Below are 19,491 nucleotides of genomic sequence, written 5' to 3'. Positions count from 1 at the left end.
ATTTGGTCTTTGCGGATGAATTTTACCTTACTTGATGATACCGATGTAAGCCAAGCTTATGCGGCTTATTTGCGTGAGTTACGAAAGCAGGCAAAACTGTCACGATCTGCATTGGCTGAGCGAAGCTGTGTACCTGCGGCCACCATTAAGAAGTTTGAGCTAACAGGGCAAATTTCATTTCGCCAATTGCTGTTGCTATGGCAGACTCTCGACTCTTTGGATAGGCTTTATCAGCTGACACAGCCGAGTAAAGAACGCACTGCTATGCCCACCAGCATTGACGAGGTACTAAAAGATGAGTTTTAAGCCCATTCAAAAACTCGTGGTAACTCGTACGTTAGGCTCAGGTGAGCAGGCTGCTGTAGGGGTCTTGGCGCAGAATCGGCAAGGCGTTTTTTTTCAGTATGCAGACAGCTATTTGCAGCAGTTTGGCAACTTATCACCTTTTACCTTGCATGCGAATGCGCAAGTTCAAGTCGCACCTAAAGCGCCGCATCAAGGTGTACATGGCGTATTTGGAGATTGTTTGCCCGATGGCTGGGGCATGCTGTTGCAAGATCGTATTTTCCGGCAAAAGGGCATACTGCCTAATCAATTAACAGCGATGGACCGGCTGGCTTTTGTTGGTGATAAAGGCATGGGAGCATTGTCTTTTGCTCCGGTGTCGGAGTTTTCAACCACGACGAACGCTGGCATTGATTTAGCTACTTTAGGCTTAGAAGCGCAAGCGCTGTTCGATGCTTCAATGTCAGATTATATAGACGACAACCACGATGAATTAGATGGACATACTCAGCAGGTGCTGGCTGCATTAGTCGCGGGTGGTAGTTCGGGTGGGGCAAGGCCAAAAGCGCAGATTTATATGCCTGCTGGGGAAACTCAGCATTGTCGAACCTTTGCTCAGCCTGGAGATGAGGCTTGGCTGATTAAATTTACCTCGAAGAATCTCGCGCTCGGTCATGAAGAAGGTTTGTGTGAGGCGGTTTATTTACAAATGGCAGAACTTGCTAAGTGTCAACCGCCGCAATGGCAACTCATTGAAGCACCAACTACAAGCGGTGCGTCTGCTTGGTTGGCGCTTAAGCGTTTTGATTATGTCACGGAGCAGACCAATTTAAGCGGCAATCGCAGTTCAGGTCGCCTGCATATGCACAGCGCTTGCGGGCTGCTGGATGCAGACTTTCGAACGCCAAGTTTAGATTACATTGATTTAATTAAAGCCAGCCGTCAGTTGTGTAAATCGCCAGCGGCTGGACAACTGCAATTTCGCCGTGCCGTTTTTAACCTGCTGTCGTCTAATCAAGACGACCACAGTAAAAACTGGGCGTTTTTGCAAGTGGATGACGGTCAATGGAATCCTGCACCTTTTTACGATGTTACCTACAGCCCACATCCATTTAACGAGCATGCCACTGCGTTCGGAGGTTATGGCAAAGCGCCACCGCTTAAGGTGATGCAAAAACTAGCGACCAGTGCTGGCTATGGGAGTTGGTATGATGCAAGGCAAGTCATTGAAGAAGTCGCAGAAGCCATCAGCCAATTTACTTATCTTGCACAGCAGCAAGGGATCAGTAAAACAACATTGTCTACGATTGCTAAGACATTGGAGCAGCGCAAACAGGAAAATACAGCGCTGTTTCTATAAATTGCCAATCTCTCGAAGTAAAGTGAGCCAAGATCTCAACAGGTCATGTCGATTTTTTACTGTTTTTTCGATATGATTTTCTTGTATGTCGATACACTCGACATATCAACACTCAATCCATACGACTCACCAAAACTGGGTTTTGGGTAGGAAGTTTCAAAGTAATACGCCATCCCTTGGGCTTTTGGGGCAGTTTGGGCAAAGCCTTAATTCACGCTATTTAGCCACACACCAACCCTGCCCACACGGCATTAATTACTTGGGGCATTATGCCAATTCTGGGGCAGGTTGATAGCAATACCCTCAGAAAGCTGCACGATCTGGGCATTTATCTGCCTACTGCGTCCGTTTAACTCTTTAATACTAGTGGGGCAAACTCCTAAATGAACTCAACAGATCAGTGAGGCTTATTTTGAAAAAAATAGAAACGATGAACCCAACCACACAATCACCCACAAACTCAGTACATCCAGCGCGTCAGCAGCGGATTTTGCGCTTGCCTGAGGTAAAGGCCAAAACTGGCTTTGGCCGCAGTTCATTTATGTTCTTTACTTATTTGCAGAGATACGTGCAGAGAATTTCCGCGGTACATTCGTATTGGCGTGCGGCGTAGCTGTGATTTTAGTTGTGGTAACGCCATTATCCTTAGAAGTAATTTTAAGCTTGTTTATAAATATTAAGAGCCAGGTTGGAGAGCTAGCTATTAGCTTAATGCATGACTACGATCGCTTAATTGGGTTGGTTTTAAACGTGCAGGTGGTAGAGGTGTTAATGGCTAAAAATCGCTTCAAAAATCAAACCGCACTTTTAACTGAAGGCGAGAGCGTGTAAATTTATCTTTCATAATTAAAGGAATAGCAGTACTTATGAATCAAACCGGCATTTACGAGCAAATGATCACTAACTTGATCTCGGGTCGCCTCAATAAAGAGCAATTCTACATTGGGGAGCGTGTGCTTGAACAAGCCGAAGCTGCAATATGGCTATCTCGGTTTCTAAGTAGGATCATTGAGTATGCGGTTAATTGCTTGCCTGCCGGAGACGACCAATTACAGCGTCAAATTGAGTTATCAAATCAATTGATATTATGGCTTAAAGATAGGGTTCAAGAAGATGAATTCTTCGATGAAAACTTACTAGCAGGACAAGGAAAAATACTTACGGCTTTATACGAAATTGAAAATCCTGTCGCCGCCGATTTAAAGAAGTATGTTGAAGATATATTTCCGCTAACGGGCTTAACACAAAGCGAATTATTTTGTGGCTGCAATGCAGGTTTATCTCTCGAGAGTGAGTTAAAGCGCGAAATAAGATCGTCAGACAAAATTTATTGGCTGGTCTCATTTATAAAATGGGCGGGGATCAGGATTTTCAAAAATGAGCTAGAAGAATTTACCCGCAGCGGTAAGCAGCTCAAAGTCATCACCACTTCTTACATGGGCGCAACCGATGCCAAAGCGGTTGAGTTTTTGACTTCACTGCCCAATACAGAGGTTAAACTCAACTACAATACTCAGCGTGAGCGACTGCATGCAAAGAGCTATTTGTTTCTTCGAGATACAGGGTTTCATACTGGTTACATTGGTTCGTCTAATTTATCGCACTCCGCTTTAACCAGTGGCCTTGAGTGGAATTTAAAGATCACGTCACAAGAAATTCCGCACATTATTGAGCGTTCAATTAATACATTTGAAAGCTACTGGAATTCGAGGGAATTTGAAGTTTTTGATGGTCAAGTTAAGGCACGAGAAAAGCTCAATATAGCGCTCAAAAATGCCAAAATGGGCGGCGTTCAAGAGCCAAACCATTACTTTGAAATTAAGCCATTTACACATCAGCAAGAAATCTTAGAGCAATTAGAGGTTGAGCGAGCTTTACACAAGCGCTTTAAAAACCTAGTTGTGGCAGCAACAGGCACTGGTAAAACGTTAATTTCGGCCTTTGATTTTGCAAAGTTTCTCAAACACAAACCCGATGCTAATTTTTTATTTATTGCCCATCGAGAAGAAATTCTTAAACAGGCGCGTCAGGCTTATCGAGGTGTTTTAAAAACTCGACCTTTGGCGAGCTTTGGGTGAGTAACTACACGCCTGAGCGCTATGAACAATTGTTTGCATCGGTGCAAATGTTAAATAACCAACTTAACAACTTATCCCTTTCTAGTGACTACTTTGATTATATTGTCATTGATGAAGTGCATCACGTTGCTGCCAGCTCTTATTGCAGTATTTTAAATAAGTTTACGCCGAGTATTTTGCTAGGATTAACAGCAACGCCGGAGCGTCATGACGGTGCAAATATTCTTGATGACTTTTGTGGCGTGATTGCAGCTGAAATCCGCTTACCAGAGGCGATTAACCGTCGCCATTTATGTCCGTTTCAATATTTTGGCGTTGATGATGATACCGATCTCAGAAGTGTCAGTTGGAGTAGAGGGCGGTACGACATAGCTGCGTTAACCAATTTGTATACGCATAACCAGCAACGAGTTGAGAAGATTTATCAAACATTAAATGAGCTTATAACGTCTATGTCTTGCATGAAAGCATTGGCATTCTGTGTCAGCAAGGAGCATGCAGAATTTATGTGTAAGCAGTTCCTGCTTAAAGGTATATCTTGCGATTACTTGACCAGTGATAACAGCCAAGGTAGAACTCAAAAGCAACAAGCGCTTCGTTCAGGCAATATTAACGTTTTATTTGTAGTGGATATCTTTAACGAAGGAGTCGATATTCCTGAAGTCGACACTTTACTATTTTTACGACCTACAGAAAGCTTAACGATATTCTTGCAGCAATTGGGGCGTGGCTTGCGCTTAGCCGACGGCAAAGAGGTGTGCACGATTTTAGACTTTGTCGGTAATGCCAATGCTGAATATGACTTTGCTCATAAGTTTAGAGCTTTGGTTGGCAAAACCGATGGGGCAATAAGTGATGAAATTAAAAATGGCTTTCCTCATGCGCCTTTAGGTTGTCGCATTGAGCTCTCGAAACAAACGCAAGACATGGTGCTGCGTAACATTAAGCAGGCGACCTTGAGTAGACAGAGGTTAATTGGTTTAGCTGGTTCGTTTTCTCGAGACTCAACCTTAGAAATGAACTTGGCAAATTTCATAAAGGTATACCCACAAGTTGAAGTAGAAGCTTTGTATAAAAGACTATGCTGGACTGAGCTTTGTTTAGAAGCTGGTTTGTTAAACGATGTGGATCTTGAGCTTGTTCGTAACTTTTCCCGAATGGTAAAGACAAGGTTGCTAGTGTGTGATGATCATGACTACCTAAGCAAATTAAAAGAATTCGCTACTAATGGAGCGATAACTTCAGGTTTACACCAACTCATGTTGCATTATGATTTCTGGCAACAATCAGGCGAAAAGCTAGGCTTCCAAGATATAAACGACAGTTTAAACCGACTTGAGCATCAGTGGTTAAAATCGGAGTTAGCGAGTCTAACCTCGTTGTTAATTGACCGTATACACCATAATCAAGAAACCATGCCTATGATGGGCAATCACCCGATAAAGCTTCATGCTCGTTATGCCAGAGAGCAAATATTGGTTGGCTTTTGTGTGTCTACTTTTGAAAAACAGCCAAATTCTCGAGAAGGTGTATTTAACATTCGAGAGCAAAATATTGAGCTGTTATTCGTTACGTTGAATAAAAACGAAAAGCAGTTTTCGCCCACTACCATGTATCACGACTACGCGATAAATGAACAGCTTTTCCATTGGCAGAGTCAAAACTCAGCAAGGCCCGATAGGGGCAAAGGCTTAGACTATGTCACTCACAAAGAAAAGGGCAAGCGACTTTTCCTGTTTGTAAGAGAGCAAGCAAAAGACGAATTTGGCAAAACCATGGGATTTGTTAATTTTGGTGAGGTAGATTATGTATCGCATACAGGCAGCCAGCCCATGAATATCACTTGGCAACTGCGTAATACCATGCCGACATTTATGTGGAAACAGGCGGCTAAGTTAGCAATGGCTTAGCAGGTTGATATTGGAGCGTTAGCTTAATAAAGCGAGCATTTCCTTAATTGGCCAAATACAGTCTTTTTGTCCTTTAACCATGCAAGGGCGCTCAGCTAACCAAGCAGCAGTTCTACAAGGCGAACAATCCATGATGTTTATTTGGTCGAACCAAAGTTGATGTTCTATATCGCCTTTCATTTGGTTCATCGTCCCTTGCACACTACGGTTATTGGCTTTGGCGATTGTTAGCGAGCCGAGTAATGAGGCTGCTTTTTGTAATTGCCGCTCATTTGCACCTAAGTTTAGCAAGGTATTCATAAAGCTATCAGCAAAGAACAAATCTAATTTTGCAAAATCTGGTTTGGTGAGACCAATAATAAATACCGGAAAGCGGGTTTGATTATGTATTAGGAGCACACAGTTTCTGCGTTGTATTGTGAGCAAATTAGCATGCCAATCTGACAAAGGGTGAGTGTCTGGCGTGCTTAAATCAGTCAGTTTTGCACCGGAACAAGCAGGTATAACTCCTTCATTGACAGGGAGCTTTGCAATGAGTTTTTGTGTACAGAACAGGTTAATCATGCAGTTGCCTTTTTGTTCTAATGACAGTTGAAGTTTAGCGAAACTATGGAGGTTAATATACTCCATAAAATGAACCCAATAAAAAACCGCCGAGAGGCGGTTTTTCAAAGCTGATAGAATATCGGCGTATTATTCTATGTTTTGGATCTGCTCGCGCATTTGTTCGATCAACACCTTTAGTTCAACGGCGGCGTTGGTGATATCGCTGTTGATTGACTTTGAGGCTAGGGTGTTAGACTCGCGGTTGAATTCTTGCATCATAAAGTCTAAACGGCGGCCACAAGCGCCTCCTTTTTTGAGGATTTTGTGGGTTTCTTTGACGTGTGACTTGAGGCGGTCGAGTTCTTCTGCGACGTCTTGCTTTTGCGCAAGGTAAATCAGTTCTTGCTCTAGGCGACCTTCGTCGATGTCGGTTTTTAGTTCTTCTAATTTTTGTGAAAGTTTTTCACGTTGCCACTTAGTGACTTCAGGCATGTAGCCTTCAACGATGTTAACTTGTTCTAGAATACCGTCAAGACGGGTGGTGATCATAGTCTCTAGGTTTTCGCCTTCACTTGCTCGTGCGGCTTTAAAGTCTTCTACCAGTTCATCAAAGCCACCTAACAGTTCGCTGTTTACGGTGTCTAAATCGACTTCTTCGGCTTCCATTACGCCTGGCCAGCGTAGAATATCTACAGGGTTAATATCACCGCCGCTTTGTGATTGTAGCCACTTTGCGCTTTCAACAAGTTGCTTTGCGAGCGATTCGTTAACGGTTAGTTGACCAACGTGCGCAGGATTTGCGGTGAACTTTAGGTATACTTCAACTTTGCCGCGTTGTAGGTGTTTACGCAGGCGTTCACGTATTACTGGCTCTAAGCCTCTAAATTGTTCTGGTGCGCGGATAAAGGTTTCGAGGTAGCGTTGATTAACTGAACGAATTTCCCAAACCCCAGTGCCCCAGTCACCTTTCACTTCTTTGCGGGCGTAGGCGGTCATACTATGGATCATATAAAGTCCCTAAATTAGCTTGGTTTAACCGGAGCATTATAGCCGAATTTCCACACAGCTCTAAAGTGAATTTTATTTTTAGTCGGATCGCGTGGCATAGTCTCTATGATCCCTTTATAATGTACGGCAAATTTTGATGATGGGGGAACGTGGATGCGTCCAAGCGAAAGAACTGCAAATCAGATCAGGCCGGTTACATTTACTCGTAACTATACAATGCACGCTGAAGGCTCAGTAATGGTAGAGTTTGGTAACACCAAAGTGTTATGTACGGCTTCTGTAGAAGCGGGTGTGCCACGCTTTATGAAAGGTCAAGGCAAGGGCTGGATCACCGCAGAATACGGTATGCTTCCGCGCTCTACACATACGCGTAACAACCGTGAAGCGGCGCGTGGCAAACAAGGCGGCCGTACCATGGAAATTCAACGCTTAATCGCGCGCGCATTACGTGCCGCAGTTGATTTAAAAGCGTTAGGTGAGAACACCATTACTATCGACTGTGATGTTATTCAAGCGGACGGTGGTACACGTACGGCATCAATTAGCGGTGCTTGTGTGGCATTGGTAGATGCATTAACGCACATGCGTGCCAAAGGCATGATCAATGTAAACCCATTGAAGTTTATGATCGCGGCAATCTCGGTTGGGGTTTATAAAGGTCAGCCAATTACCGATCTTGAGTATCTTGAAGACTCAGAAGCTGAGACAGACATGAACGTGATCATGACTGAAACTGGCAAGCTGATTGAAGTACAAGGGACAGCTGAAGGCGAACCGTTCTCGTTCGACGAGCTAGATGAGTTACTTGGTCTTGCGAAACACTCAATTCGTGAAATCATTGATCTACAAAAGCAAGCGTTAGCGTAATCAACACTCAGTAGGAAAAACATGAAACCGTATCAAAAAGAGTTTATTGAATTTGCCTTAGAAAAGCAGGTGCTGAAGTTTGGTGAGTTTACGTTAAAGTCTGGCCGTACTAGCCCTTATTTTTTCAATGCAGGCTTGTTTAACACGGGTCGTGATCTGGCTCGTTTAGGTCGTTTCTATGCTTCGGCATTGGAAGATGCTGGCATTGAGTTTGATGTGTTGTTTGGCCCAGCGTACAAAGGTATTCCTATCGCGACAACGACTGCCGTTGCACTTGCCGATCATCACAATAAAGATGTGCCTTACTGCTTTAATCGTAAAGAAAAGAAAGAGCACGGTGAAGGCGGTAACTTAGTGGGTTCAGCGCTTGAAGGTCGTATTATGCTTGTTGATGATGTGATCACAGCTGGTACTGCTATTCGTGAGTCGATGGAAATTATTGCTGCTAATGGTGCAGATCTTGCTGGTGTATTAATCGCATTAGATCGCCAAGAAAAAGGCAAAGCTGAGCTTTCTGCTATTCAGGAAGTGGAGCGCGACTTTAATACTCAAGTGGTGTCTATCGTGAAATTGGCTGATCTGATCACATACCTTGAGCAACAAGGTGGTATGGATGCGCACTTGGATGCAGTTAAAGCATACCGTGATAGCTACGGTGTAGCTTAAGCCCTACGATTTTCTGCTGATGGCTAGCACCGCGCTAGCCATTCTCTCACTGCTCTTTTATCTCGGTTTTATTGTGCGCTCGTACACAAATCTTAATTCAAACTCACTATCGGGATATGGCGTAGCGCCCAATTAGCGAGTTCAATCCGGTTGCGTGAATTGGTTTTTTTAAATGCGCTATAAATATGCGTTTTAACTGTGTGACTACTGATGTTTAGTCTATCTGCAATATCTTCATTTTTAGCACCCGCAGCAATAAGCTTGATCACAGACTTTTCTCTGCCAGTTAGCATGTTTAACTCTTCACTACTAAGTACAATATCACTATCTGGTAATGCTTGCGGCATGGCGGCGATCAGTTCGCTAAATGCCTCTGAAATAGCACTACGACAAAACCATAGCTCGCCTTTGAGCACGCTGCTTAACCCTTGAAATAGGGTCTCTGGTGGGGCGTTGCGATAGAGTATGCCTTTAACATTGCCAAGTAGCGCTGTTTTTTCATTAACGCTATCCTCATTGGCATTAAAGAGCAGGACTTTATATTTAGCCGCCAATAGTTTTACTTCAGCACTAATGAGTTCGTTACAATCTCGGTGCTCTGTATCTACCAAAAATAATGCGATTTGTTCGCGTTGCGCAGGCTCTGGTAGTCGAGTATCAACTTTTACCGTATGTCCTAGCGTCTCTAGCACTTTGATAAGCACAGTATAATTGGTGGAACTGGTATTCGCTCGAGCATGAGTCAGAACAAAAAATGCTCGATCTTGCCATGCTAGCGAGTTGTTGGAATATTCCTTTGCAAACATAGAAGTATTAAATCCTTTTTTTATTCCTGATTAAATTTAATATACATTTGTTTTACAAAAAATTTAAGTTATTTATTAGGCTCAAACGAAAAAGTTGAGCCTAATAAAATGCTTGTTAAAGCTAAGGCTGCTTACTTGTATAATGCACGCCACGCACAGGTACGATAGCCGTTCTTCTCAAAGAAGAAGCGATTACAGTTATCGTCATAATTGTAGTCACCCACATCTATACGATAGCCACTGATGTACCAGTTATGTAGTGAAATATGCCCACCGTTGTACAGTAAAGAAAAGTGAACGTGAGGACCGGTCGATTGACCACCTTGGCACAATGCTGTGGCTTTATCATCTGCATAACGACCAAGCCAAGCACCTGCAGAAATAACATCGCCAGTGTTATATTGCAGACTTTCCATATGGTAATACTGAGTCGAATAGCCGCTTGAGTGAGTCACTCGAATGTTACAAGCTGAGTAGCGAGTAACGGTGCCGCCATGCGCTGCTTGAACCCAAGGCGTATTACTTCCCCAGCCACCTGAGCCGTTATTAAAGTCAAGCGATGAATAAGGGTAGCCAGAGCCCGTATTTGAGTGTGCACCACCGCTATACCAAGCGTAACCTGACGGCCATGGAAAGCTCATGCTAAAGCTAGCAGCTGACACCGCTTGTGTTGAAGCTTGCTCACCAAAAGCGATGTTGTTGTCCGCTTTTAATGCCAACGACTCGCCGTTAAATAACGTTTGGTAAATATTGAATAGGGCATCTGCAGATGCGTGTGTCAGATCAGCAAGTGCGACAGTTGCCTCGTTTAACGCAGGTAACTTTTTAGCTTTGCCTTCATCACGAAGTTTTTGGAATGCGTAGTATCTCGCACTCAGATTAAGTGCTACATCTTTTACTTGCGCATCAAACCCTTGTTCATGAGAGAGTTTACCAAACGGTGCTGATAGCGATTGTTTATTTGGGTTGCTGATCACGCCTGACTCAAGTTCCATTAGTGCCAGCAATAACTTAGGATTAATACTGGCATATCCAGCATAGTGCAAGATCACTTCGAGCTTATCGCTCAAATGCGGTGCTGTGCTGTCAAGCACTTGCTGCCAATCTACTTGTTGTAAAGCATTACTGAAAAGGAATAGTTCAGGGTCTACTGCCATTACACTAGAAACGGGTAAGGCACGGATGTGCTCAGCGGTAAATTCGGGCATCGCTACAGTATCATGCTGCCCCGCAGCTGTTGCCTGATGTGAGAGGAGTGCGATTAAGCACGCTGATAGATAGTGGTGTTTCATGTTGTATCCTTTCTGTTTGTTTTTTGTTCAATTATGTTATACCTAAATGTGATTATTTTGTAAAATAAAAGTTTAAAATATGATTTTTATTGATATGGATCATGTGTTCCTGATCCGATAGATTGGGGTTTAGTGTAAAAGCGACTATAGAAAAGAAAGTAATGTGGTGTGGAGGTCGCTATGAAAAGGCAAGTTACCCTATCTCAACTAGAAGAATTACTGGAAGAAAGGCAAGGTGGAGAGCGCCGAAAACAGCGAAGTAATGTTGTGCCTTTCATCGAAAGGCGCAACCATGTTAGACGCAAGTCTGATAGGCAATACTTACACAATAGAGTTGAATAGCCCTCTCTATTCCTGTTTTGTCGTGAGTTCTGCATCCGAGTACAACGCGTAAGGTAGTTTATTAGTTTTTGCGTGGTACATGGCTTTGTCGGCTTTAGCAACTAACTCTTCAGCAGATGTTGCGTCGGTTGGATAAATCACAGCGCCGATACTTAAATCCAGTTTTACTTCACGGATATTTGCGCTCTCATCCTGTAGACAGTAGTTATCACTGAGCAAATTATATTTATGCTGAGCAAGTTTTCGTAACTGGTTTTTTTCTGTTAGGTGGGGGCTATAACAACGAACTCATCGCCACCGTAACGCGCTACAAAATCCGAAGCACGTTTATACATTTTAAGTTTTGCCGACAGTATTTTTAACAATTGATCGCCTGCTTGATGGCCCAGCTGATCATTGACTGGTTTAAAGTTGTCGAGATCGATAAACAACACGCCAAACCCGTGACCATATCGCTCTGATTCAGAAATTGCTCTCTCTAGTTCGCTGTCAAATGCGCCGCGGTTATGTAGCATGGTGAGTCTATCCATAACCACTAGGTTCTCTAGATTCCGTTGCATTTCGTAGCGTTCTTTTGAGAAGGTGATTGTACGTGCCAGTAGGGGGCCGCTCACTTCGTGTTTTGGGATATAATCTTGAGCACCAAGTTGAATTGCCTTTTCACCAAACAGCGTTTCAGATACTCCAGTTAGCACAATTATTGGGGCGCTTACGGGTAACTGTTTCACTTTAATCAGTGTGGTAAGGCCTTGACTCTCATCGATGTTCAAATCGATAAGGATCGCTTCTGGCTTGACTGTGTTTAAGGCGGTTTCAAGTTGCTCTAAATGTTTGAAGTGTTTAACGTTAAACTTTTGTCTACCATCAGTACTTGCAAGTGTGCGCTTCACTAAGTAAGCATCTTCATCGTTGTCTTCAAGAAGATAAATCAGCCATGTATTCATAGTTACCCTTGCACGACACAGTTATTGTCAAACCAATACTGTTTGATTAATTTGATCAACGACTCTAAATCACTCAAGCGTCCGGGCTTGGTAATGTATGACTTAGCACCCAATTGATATGCCTTACGAATGTCACTGTGGTGAGTGGAAGTGGTATAGCATACCGTTATTAATTTATCGGCAACCTGTTCATTTTTTAAAGCTTCCATGACTTCAAAGCCACTCATTTTTGGCATGTTTAAATCCAGTAAAATAACTTGGTTATAGGTTGCGATAGAATTGAGGTAATGCAGCAGTTCATGACCGTCAGAAAAAACCTTAAGCTCTGGCGCATTGGTAATACTGCTATATGCTCTTTTAAAAAAGTAGACATCATCTGGGTCATCTTCAACTAATAGAAGTTCCATGATTACTCCTTAACTTCTTTTGGCAGTATGATTTCAAATAAAGCGCCATCATCACTTTGCAGGCATTTTATAGTGCCACCATGTAGCTTAACGATTTGTCGGCACAGCGCGAGTCCAATACCACTGCCATACTCTTGTGTGGTGCCAAAACGCCTAAACGGCTCAAAGATTTGCTGGCGTCGGGATTTTGGGATCCCAAGCCCATTATCTTTATAATGTATCACCGTTTCATGACCCGTTTGGCTGGTGTAAATTTGGATCACGGGCATCAGTTCTGGTGACTTAAATTTAATGCTGTTACTGATTAAGTTTTGCAGCACTTGAAGAAACAGCGAGGGATCAAGTTCGATAGGTAAATCACCGTTCTCGAGTTTAATTTCTGCGCCGCTTTCTTCGATGCTAAAACTCATCACCTCACTGACATCTTCTAGTAATAAGGTCAGGCTGGTCATTTGTAACTTCAGTTCATGGGAATGCAAGCGTGATAACTTGAGTAGGTCCTGGATCATGATCCGCATTCGTTGACTGGCATCTACCAAGCGTTCTATTTCAAACTTTGCATCGTCGTAATCTTTTAACTCTGGCGTAATTCTTTGCGCCAAACTGTCTGAAAAAGCGGTGATCTTTCTGAGCGGCTCCTGTAAATCATGTGACGCAATATAGGCAAAGTGTTCAAGGTGAGCGTTGGATTCTTGCAACTGTAGTAGCAGTTCGGTGTGCTCGGTCATATCGACAAAAGTACCCAGCATCAACTCAGGCTCGCCATTGTGATCTCGAGTGATCACGGTATCGACTGAGTAGCACCAGACCCAATGCCCTTCTTTGTGTCTAAAGCGATATTTAATAGGGATTAGTTCACCGTCTTGACTGGCTCTCACTTCATCTATGTGCTCAGAGACGAGTGCGCGTTCACTTTCATGAAAACACAGTTCTAAATTTATATTTTCTAATTCTTGAATTGTATAACCAAGGAGTTGAGTATAACGTTTGTTTATGCGCGTGTTCTTGTGGCGTTTTAAGTCGTAGAGATAGAGGCCACATACCGCTGAATCTATCATTCGCTGTAAAAAGCGTTGGTTGTCTTCAAGTTCTTTCTCCGCGAATTTTCGCGCCGTAATATCGACGGCGATACCGACTATTCGCTCAACTTGGTTATTACCATCTTTAAGTGGATAAAGGGTCGTTTGGTACCAATGCTCTTCATTTTTGAAAGGCACCATTTCGGTATAATCTACGGGTTTCGCGATCTCAACGCAAAGTTGGTAGTTTTTTTTGATTCTGTCTACCAGCTCAGCTTCAAGTGCTGTACCTCTGAGTTCATGGAGAGTTTTACCGAGTATTTGCTCGAGTTTTACGCCTGTACGCTGACAGGCAAACTTATTGTACTCAAGAAACCGGAAAGTTTGATTTTCTTCTACTTTTAATAGCCAAATAGCCTGACTTGCGCCTTCGTATATGGCATTGAGTATTTTGTTCTTTTCCGCGATTTGCAGCTCAAGGGATTTTTTCTGATGGATATTTCTAAGTGCCCCAGACATCACTAATGCTCTACCGTGATCGTCAAACTGGCTGTTGCCTACGGCGGAAAACCAAGCGTATTCTCCTTTGTTGTCCAGTCCTAAATACTCGACAAAATATTGCGCTTTGGTGGCAAAGTGATGGTCAATGGCGTCTTGCACTTTATCTTGATGGTCTGGGTGGATATGTGCAAACCAATCGTTAAAGGTCACTTTTTCGTCGTCGCGTTTACCGATCATGGTTTTTAGACGAGATGAATAGCTGACGCTGTTGTCGACAACGTTCCACTCCCAAATGCCATCTTCGGTTGCACTGATTGCACGCTTCATTTGTTCGGTGGATTCCGCGAGTGCTTGTTCGGTGCGTTTTAGTGACGATAGATTATTAAATACCGCTAAAATGAGATTGGCACCGTCATGGGGCTCTTGTACTAAGCGCATCTCCATTGGGATTTGATTGCCAAATTTGTCTTTCACATGGCACAGCGCTTCTTTACTGTAATCGTTTTGATTGAGTAGAGATTGGCTAATGGACTCTAAGCTATCGAATGGGTCGTCCAAACTGACGATATCATGTAGTCTCAGTCCGATTAATTCATTAGGCGTGTCGTATCCAAGCTCGCGATAAAAATAAGGATTGCATTTACTCACGGTGAGTAGCTGGTCAAGTAGCAAGGTACTGGTAGGTAAAGCATCGAGCATAAACTCGGTGACTTTGTGTTGGTCTAGTTGCGAATGAAGCGCCCGCTTTTCATCGGTAATACGTTTGAGCCTTGCGGTTATGCCATGGAATTGATTAGGGGTTGGAATTGCGACGGCGCTTGGGATCAGTCTAAAGAGATAAACCGCAGTTACCATTGAGACAAGGGCGGTGAGCGCTTTTGAAATACCATGGATACCATAAGCACCATGCCAAACAGTGTAAACGCCAATTAAATGTGTCAGTCCACACAAAGTAATAAAGCTACAAAACAACACGAAGACCCAATTTTTGCCGACGTCAGGGCGCTGTTTTGCATAGATCATTATCGCCATGGGAATAGAAAAATAGGCGGCGGCTATCAAGATATCGGAGATAACATTGGTCCATAGCAGGTGAGGTTGCCACAAATAGCAATGGCCATGTGGCATATACGCGCTATTAAAAAACGACTCGAACGAGTTCAAATCCATGTTATTTCCTTACCTCAACATTATGCCAATTCACACAAAGATCTCCGCCGTTAAGGCGGTAACAGAGCATTCAAACTGCGAAAGTAAAATACGCGTTAAAAGTCCTAACACTCTGCTTTAACTGTAGTATATCTATTTGAAATATCGACAAGAGACGTGAGAAATCTTTCTCGCGAAGTCGGAAAGAGATTTGTTGATAGGTATATTAAGGTGAAGCGTGTGGCTTCACCGGTTTATTCTGTGAGTCGAAGGTACTTTTCGGCTAACTGATCTAAGCTTTCTTTGTGGCTTGGATTTGGTTTGATGCAATCAATGGGGCAGACACTAACACAAGTTGGCGTGTCGTAGTGGCCGACGCATTCAGTGCATTTATCAGGGTCAATTTGATAGATTTTATCACCCATATAAATGGCCTGATTAGGACACTCAGGGTCGCACATATCACAGTTGATACATTTATCATTGATCAGGAGCGCCATTATTATGCCTTTTTAAAGGGGTTACGGGTGTCCTCACTTTGGCCTAAGTTACGCATTAAAATGGCGTGACTTAAATCGATGTCTTCCGGTAATGGAATTTTGACGATATGACCAGAGCCCTTCGCGTCATCTATCGCTTCGCCTTTTTTATTTTCCATGTGTTCGAGATTAAAGTGAATATTGCCCTTAGGCGTCATCAACTCCAAGCTGTGACCAGTACAGAACTTATTTTTAACATCAATTTCAACGAAACCATTGTTAGTGCGACCTAGTACTTCACCAACAAACTGCTGTTGGTCAGATACCGAATGACCGTATTCGTAGTTTTGATAATCTTGATGTACATGACGTTTCAAGAAGCCCTCGGTATATCCTCGGTGCGCTAGGTTTTCTAGGGTTTTCATTAAACTTGGATCAAATGGTTTCCCTGCAACGGCATCATCAATAGCTTTACGATAGACTTGAGCAGTGCGTGCCACATAATAGAATGACTTGGTACGGCCTTCAATTTTAAGGCTGTGCACGCCCATGCGAGTCAATTGATCAACATACTGGACAGCCCGTAAATCTTTGGAGTTCATGATGTAAGTGCCATGCTCATCCTCAAATGCTGGCATGTATTCGCCGGGACGACCTTGCTCTTCGAGCATAAACACTTCGTTGGTAGGTTGACCTTCCCCTAAGGTTGGAATAATTGCTTTAGGATCCACCTGATGGACAACGTCGCCGGTTTCGTTTTCTTGACCCGGTTTTACATCATAGCTCCAGCGGCAAGCATTGGTACAAGTACCTTGGTTTGGATCGCGCTTGTTAATATAACCTGACAATAAACAGCGACCAGAATAGGCCATGCACAAGGCGCCGTGAACGAACACTTCAAGCTCAGTGTCTGGGCACAATGTACGAATTTCTTCGATTTCTTGTAGCGACAACTCTCGAGAAAGAATAACGCGCTCAACCCTTGTTTGGCCCAAAATTGCACCGCAGCATAGTTAACAGCATTCGCTTGTACGGATAGATGAATTGGCATGTCTGGCCATTTATCTCGCACTAGCATAATTAGCCCAGGATCGGACATGATAAGCGCGTCTGGTTTCATCGCGATAACGGGCTCAATATCACGTAAGTAAGTTTTCACTTTGCCGTTGTGCGGCGCAATATTTGATACGACATAGAGTTTTTTGTTTTGCTGGTGGGCTTCGTTAATACCGATTTCGAGATTGCTTAGGTCAAATTCGTTATTGCGTACGCGTAGACTGTATCTTGGTTGTCCAGCGTAAACAGCGTCGGCACCGTACGCAAAAGCGTAACGCATATTCTTTAAACTGCCGGCAGGAGAGAGAAGTTCTGGTACAAACATGGTTTACCTCATACATTGAACTAGGGCCTGTTGACCTTTGCTGTTTGATTTTTGTTCTCCTGAGTGTGTTTTGGTCGCGACGCTCGACTTGCCGCCTAGTAATCTAGGCAAAAGTTGAGCAACAATGAACAAAGCGCACTCAGGAGAACCCAAAGGGCAGCGCTTGATTGGCATTTCTACTGTGTTCTCGCCTGACTCACATAGAACAACTATGCTACGCAGGCTCTGCCTTGTATAAATACCAATCAAACTGCTGCAAAAACAAACTTGAAAGATAAACAGGCCCTAATTACGGGTCAGCTGTTGAGTAATTTCGCGTGCTGATTCTAAAAAGCGGCGCAGTATAGAAGAAAGTTAAGTAAGTAATTTTGATGTAGATCAGGTTTTTCGACATTGTGCAAGGAAGGGCAAGTGACCTTACTGTTAAGGCTTCTGCAGGCAATTCTGCCCATTTAATCGACAAACAATTCGCCAAACTTTCGTTTCTTCGAAAAGAAAGCGGCGTGAGATAGTAGGTTTTTTCTACCAAAACACGTATAATTCGCGCCCGTTAATATTCACAATAATATTTTGGAGCAAAAAAGATGGCTTTAGAGCGCACTTTTTCAATCATCAAGCCTGATGCGGTAGCTAAAAACCACATCGGTGCTATCTACAACCGTTTTGAGTCTGCTGGTCTTAAAATCGTTGCATCAAAAATGGTTCACCTTTCTCAAGAGAAAGCTGAAGGTTTCTACGCAGAGCACAAAGAGCGTCCTTTTTTTGGTGCACTAGTTTCTTTCATGACTTCTGGTCCAGTAATGGTTCAGGTGCTTGAGGGTGAAGACGCAGTTCGTAAAAACCGCGAAATCATGGGTGCGACTAACCCTGCTGAAGCGCTAGCTGGTACGCTACGTGCTGACTACGCAGATAGCATCGACGAGAACGCAGTACACGGTTCTGACGCGCCAGAGTCTGCTGCTCGCGAAATCGCTTACTTCTTTGCTGAAGAAGAAATCTGCCCACGTACTCGTTAATTCGAGACTTGGTGCCAAAGAAGGGCTTTCGAGCCCTTTTTTTGTCCCGTAGCTAAGTTTAGCGACAAAAATGAGCTTGAGGGATAAGCGTGCTTTGTAAAGTAATCACACTACTTCACAAAACACGTTACATTATTTGTGATGCTTGCTGCTTTTTTGTACAATGTATCGTTGGCAATTTAGCTGTTCTTACCGTCTTTAACCGAGGTTGTTCATGACCACTATTGAGAAAAAAATTAACTTACTTGATTTAAATCGCGAGGGGATGCGCGAGTTGTTTGCATCATATGGCGAAAAGCCGTTTCGCGCGGATCAGGTGATGAAATGGATTTATCATTTTGGTATCGACAACTTTGATGACATGAGCAACTTAAACAAAAAGTTGCGTGAGCGTTTGCAGGCTGAGTGCGAGATTAAGGCGCCTGAAATTTCAGTAAAGCAAGTGGCTTCTGACGGCACAATTAAATACGCTCTATTACTTGAAGGCGGCCAAGAAGTTGAAACCGTGTGGATCCCAGAAAAAGACCGAGCAACATTGTGTGTGTCTTCTCAGGTCGGTTGTGCTTTGGAATGTACTTTCTGCTCAACGGCGCAGCAGGGCTTTAACCGTAACTTAAAGGTGTCTGAGATCATTGGTCAGGTTTGGCGCGTGGCAACCGACATTGGTTTACATAAAGGCGACAGCACGAAACGTCCAATTACGAACATCGTTATGATGGGGATGGGTGAGCCCCTGTTAAACCTAAATAACGTTGTACCAGCGATGGAACTGATGATGGACGATTGGGCGTTCGGTTTATCTAAGCGCCGCGTGACGCTAAGTACATCGGGTGTGGTACCCGCACTTGATATCTTGAAAGAAAAGATCGATGTGGCACTGGCGATTTCGCTACATGCACCAAACAATCCACTACGTGATGTGCTTGTACCAATCAATAAAAAGTATCCGATTGAAGAGTTCTTAGCTGCATGTCGTCGCTATATCGATGGCTCTAAGGCAAATAAAGACGTCACCATTGAGTATGTGATGCTGCAAGACGTCAATGACAGTACAGATCATGCCCATGAATTAGTACAAGTACTCAAAGGCACGCCGTCAAAAATTAACTTGATCCCATTTAACCCGTTTCCGGGTAACGAATATGGCCGCTCAAGTAATAGCCGCATCGATAGGTTTTCTAAGGTGTTACAAGCAGCAGGGCTAACCTGTATTGTTCGTCGTACTCGTGGCGATGACATTGACGCGGCATGTGGACAGCTTGTGGGTGATGTTGTAGACAGAACCAAACGTTTAGCTAAGAAAAAGCAGCGTGACGACAATGCCATTGCTGTCAATGTGAGCGCACAATAATTATTATGAGCTGGGTTTACCTAGCTCATTTCATCTTAACCACAGATAAGTTCTGACTATCTGGTAAAAAATAGATGAATCTCT

General features: G+C 43.4%; 19 protein-coding genes and 1 pseudogene. 10 read left to right on the top strand and 10 right to left on the bottom strand.

Annotated features, from left to right (window positions below; genetic code table 11):
• Nucleotides 1-15 precede the first annotated feature (15 nt).
• From B1L02_RS14245 to B1L02_RS25185, 5 genes are all read left to right on the top strand, one after another.
• The gene (locus tag B1L02_RS14245) at nucleotides 16-306 is read left to right on the top strand and encodes a helix-turn-helix domain-containing protein (protein WP_088531549.1); all 291 of its coding nucleotides are present in this window, start codon (nucleotides 16-18) and stop codon (nucleotides 304-306) included.
• Nucleotides 296-1,645 (top strand): type II toxin-antitoxin system HipA family toxin, encoded by a 1,350-nt coding sequence (locus B1L02_RS14240; RefSeq protein ID WP_088531548.1) that lies wholly within the window; start codon nucleotides 296-298, stop codon nucleotides 1,643-1,645. The genes B1L02_RS14245 and B1L02_RS14240 overlap by 11 nt, the downstream gene beginning before the upstream one ends.
• 615 nt (nucleotides 1,646-2,260) lie before the next feature.
• The gene (locus B1L02_RS14235) at nucleotides 2,261-2,476 is read left to right on the top strand and encodes a hypothetical protein (protein WP_088531547.1); all 216 of its coding nucleotides are present in this window, start codon (nucleotides 2,261-2,263) and stop codon (nucleotides 2,474-2,476) included.
• A 35-nt stretch (nucleotides 2,477-2,511) separates the two neighbouring features.
• Nucleotides 2,512-3,723 carry a DEAD/DEAH box helicase family protein gene (locus tag B1L02_RS25190; protein ID WP_410477296.1) on the top strand — a complete coding sequence of 404 codons (1,212 nt, stop codon included), beginning with the start codon at nucleotides 2,512-2,514 and terminating at the stop codon, nucleotides 3,721-3,723.
• Entirely contained in the window at nucleotides 3,720-5,633 is a 1,914-nt protein-coding gene (locus B1L02_RS25185) for a DUF3427 domain-containing protein (protein ID WP_410477297.1), read from the top strand. The genes B1L02_RS25190 and B1L02_RS25185 overlap by 4 nt, the downstream gene beginning before the upstream one ends.
• Nucleotides 5,634-5,651: 18 nt before the next feature.
• Here the strand turns inward: B1L02_RS25185 and B1L02_RS14225 are convergent, their stop codons facing one another.
• Nucleotides 5,652-6,197, bottom strand: a complete 546-nt coding sequence (locus B1L02_RS14225) for a DUF6933 domain-containing protein (protein ID WP_223191999.1) — start codon at nucleotides 6,195-6,197, stop codon at nucleotides 5,652-5,654.
• 129 nt (nucleotides 6,198-6,326) lie between these two features.
• On the bottom strand, nucleotides 6,327-7,187 hold the full coding sequence (locus tag B1L02_RS14220) for a YicC/YloC family endoribonuclease (RefSeq protein WP_088531545.1): 861 nt from the start codon (nucleotides 7,185-7,187) through the stop codon (nucleotides 6,327-6,329).
• A 153-nt stretch (nucleotides 7,188-7,340) separates the two neighbouring features.
• On the opposite strand from B1L02_RS14220, the gene rph reads away from it, so the two are divergent.
• Entirely contained in the window at nucleotides 7,341-8,054 is a 714-nt protein-coding gene (gene rph, locus B1L02_RS14215) for a ribonuclease PH (RefSeq protein ID WP_010377321.1), read from the top strand.
• 21 nt (nucleotides 8,055-8,075) lie between these two features.
• Nucleotides 8,076-8,720: an orotate phosphoribosyltransferase gene (pyrE, locus tag B1L02_RS14210; protein ID WP_017217061.1), complete on the top strand. Its 645-nt coding sequence runs from the start codon at nucleotides 8,076-8,078 to the stop codon at nucleotides 8,718-8,720.
• Between the two features lie 92 nt (nucleotides 8,721-8,812).
• Here the strand turns inward: pyrE and B1L02_RS14205 are convergent, their stop codons facing one another.
• Together B1L02_RS14205 and B1L02_RS14200 are read right to left on the bottom strand one after the other, a co-directional pair.
• Nucleotides 8,813-9,526 carry a response regulator transcription factor gene (locus B1L02_RS14205; RefSeq protein WP_088531544.1) on the bottom strand — a complete coding sequence of 238 codons (714 nt, stop codon included), beginning with the start codon at nucleotides 9,524-9,526 and terminating at the stop codon, nucleotides 8,813-8,815.
• 131 nt (nucleotides 9,527-9,657) lie between these two features.
• Nucleotides 9,658-10,818, bottom strand: coding sequence for a M23 family metallopeptidase (locus B1L02_RS14200; protein WP_088531543.1), 1,161 nt, complete (start codon nucleotides 10,816-10,818; stop codon nucleotides 9,658-9,660).
• Nucleotides 10,819-10,998: 180 nt separating this feature from the next.
• Here B1L02_RS14200 and B1L02_RS24045 point away from each other — a divergent pair, with 180 nt between their 5' ends.
• Entirely contained in the window at nucleotides 10,999-11,160 is a 162-nt protein-coding gene (locus B1L02_RS24045; RefSeq protein ID WP_167651259.1) for a hypothetical protein, read from the top strand.
• Nucleotides 11,161-11,166: 6 nt separating this feature from the next.
• On the opposite strand, the gene B1L02_RS24940 is transcribed toward B1L02_RS24045, so the two are convergent.
• From B1L02_RS24940 to yegQ, 6 genes and pseudogenes are all read right to left on the bottom strand, one after another.
• Nucleotides 11,167-11,379: a diguanylate cyclase domain-containing protein gene (locus B1L02_RS24940; protein ID WP_250644908.1), complete on the bottom strand. Its 213-nt coding sequence runs from the start codon at nucleotides 11,377-11,379 to the stop codon at nucleotides 11,167-11,169.
• 44 nt (nucleotides 11,380-11,423) lie between these two features.
• Nucleotides 11,424-12,104, bottom strand: a complete 681-nt coding sequence (locus B1L02_RS14195) for a GGDEF domain-containing protein (protein ID WP_250644907.1) — start codon at nucleotides 12,102-12,104, stop codon at nucleotides 11,424-11,426.
• Between the two features lie 2 nt (nucleotides 12,105-12,106).
• Complete coding sequence (locus tag B1L02_RS14190) at nucleotides 12,107-12,511, bottom strand: response regulator (protein WP_088531542.1); 405 nt, start codon at nucleotides 12,509-12,511, stop codon at nucleotides 12,107-12,109.
• A gap of 2 nt (nucleotides 12,512-12,513) precedes the next feature.
• Nucleotides 12,514-15,201, bottom strand: a complete 2,688-nt coding sequence (locus tag B1L02_RS14185) for a PAS domain-containing sensor histidine kinase (RefSeq protein ID WP_088531541.1) — start codon at nucleotides 15,199-15,201, stop codon at nucleotides 12,514-12,516.
• A 233-nt stretch (nucleotides 15,202-15,434) separates the two neighbouring features.
• Nucleotides 15,435-15,680, bottom strand: a complete 246-nt coding sequence (locus B1L02_RS14180; RefSeq protein WP_088531540.1) for a YfhL family 4Fe-4S dicluster ferredoxin — start codon at nucleotides 15,678-15,680, stop codon at nucleotides 15,435-15,437.
• A gap of 2 nt (nucleotides 15,681-15,682) precedes the next feature.
• A pseudogene (gene yegQ / locus B1L02_RS14175) lies at nucleotides 15,683-17,040 on the bottom strand (tRNA 5-hydroxyuridine modification protein YegQ).
• 584 nt (nucleotides 17,041-17,624) lie between these two features.
• Here yegQ and ndk point away from each other — a divergent pair.
• Both ndk and B1L02_RS14165 read left to right on the top strand, forming a co-directional pair.
• A complete protein-coding gene (gene ndk / locus B1L02_RS14170; protein ID WP_010377338.1) occupies nucleotides 17,625-18,056 on the top strand; it encodes a nucleoside-diphosphate kinase in 432 nt (143 codons plus the stop codon).
• Between the two features lie 214 nt (nucleotides 18,057-18,270).
• Nucleotides 18,271-19,407, top strand: coding sequence for a bifunctional tRNA (adenosine(37)-C2)-methyltransferase TrmG/ribosomal RNA large subunit methyltransferase RlmN (locus B1L02_RS14165; RefSeq protein ID WP_088531539.1), 1,137 nt, complete (start codon nucleotides 18,271-18,273; stop codon nucleotides 19,405-19,407).
• Nucleotides 19,408-19,491: the final 84 nt, after the last annotated feature.

Source organism: Pseudoalteromonas piscicida, assembly GCF_002208135.1.
Classification (GTDB): domain Bacteria; phylum Pseudomonadota; class Gammaproteobacteria; order Enterobacterales; family Alteromonadaceae; genus Pseudoalteromonas; species Pseudoalteromonas piscicida_A.
The sequence above is the reverse complement of the archived record's forward strand: the minus strand, read 5'-3'. Positions and strand labels throughout refer to the sequence as shown.